This is a genomic window from Neisseria sp. HMSC065C04 (genome assembly GCF_001815375.1).
GTDB lineage: Bacteria > Pseudomonadota > Gammaproteobacteria > Burkholderiales > Neisseriaceae > Neisseria > Neisseria flavescens_D.
Genome location: NZ_KV820385.1, coordinates 1 through 1,019, shown reverse-complemented (window position 1 = coordinate 1,019; position 1,019 = coordinate 1). Strand labels below are relative to the sequence as shown.

Here is a 1,019-nt window from a genome sequence, read left to right as displayed (position 1 = left end):
CTGTTAGCCGCTTTCAAAAGGTTCAAACACATCGCCTTCAGGTAGCGTTGTGCACTCACTTTAATCAGTCCGAAATAGGCTGCCCGCGCATAGCGGAATTTACGGTGCAGTGTACCGAAGCTTTGTTCGACCACATAACGGGTCTTCGACAAATATCGGTTGCGTTTGGTTTGCGCTTCCGACAGCGGACGGTTGCGGTGGGCTTTGCGCATAATACCGTCCTTCAGCCGATGCTCTTCCAGATGTTGCCGGTTTTCCTCACTGTCATAACCTTTATCGGCATAGACGATCGTACCTTTGGATAGACCTTCCAACAAAGGCGACAGGTGTTTGCACTCATGGGCATTGGCGGGGGTAATGTGCAGTTTCTCGATATAGCCTTCCGCATCGGTACGAGTATGTTGTTTGTAACCGAGTTTGTAGAGGCCGTTTTTCTTTATCCAACGGGCATCACTGTCTTTACTCGGTGTGGTTTGGCCGCTGACTTGTCCTTCTTCATCGACTTCTATGGCCTGGCGCTGTTTGCTGCCGGCGGTCTGAATAATGGTGGCGTCAACGACGGCGGCGGATGCTTTCTCTACTTTTAGGTTTTTTTCGGTCAGTTGTCGGTTAATCAGTTTCAGCAATTCGGACAGGGTATTGTCTTGCGCCAGCCAGTTGCGGTAGCGGCATAAGGTGCTGTAATCGGGGATGCTTAGTTCGTCAAAACGGCAAAACAGGTTGAAATCGATGCGGGTGATGAGGCTGTGTTCGAGTTCGGGATCGGAAAGGCTGTGCCATTGTCCGAGCAGGACGGCTTTGAACATGGATAGCAGGGGATAGGCGGAACGGCCGCGGTGGTCTCTAAGGTAACGGGTTCTTTGACGATTCAGGTATTGTTCGATCGGCTGCCAATCAATCACCTGATCCAACTTTAATAGTGGGAAGCGGTCGATGTGTTTGGCAATCATGGCTTGTGCGGTTTGCTGGAAGAAGGTGGTCATGGAAAATCCCCTAAATGTCTTGGTGGGAATTTAGGG

Annotated in this window: 1 protein-coding gene; it reads right to left on the bottom strand. The window is 50.7% G+C overall.

Annotated elements, in window-relative coordinates; genetic code table 11:
• A partial coding sequence (locus HMPREF3022_RS01855; RefSeq protein WP_070765046.1) for an IS5 family transposase occupies positions 1–983 on the bottom strand: 983 nt, incomplete at its 3' end.
• Positions 984–1,019: the final 36 nt, after the last annotated feature.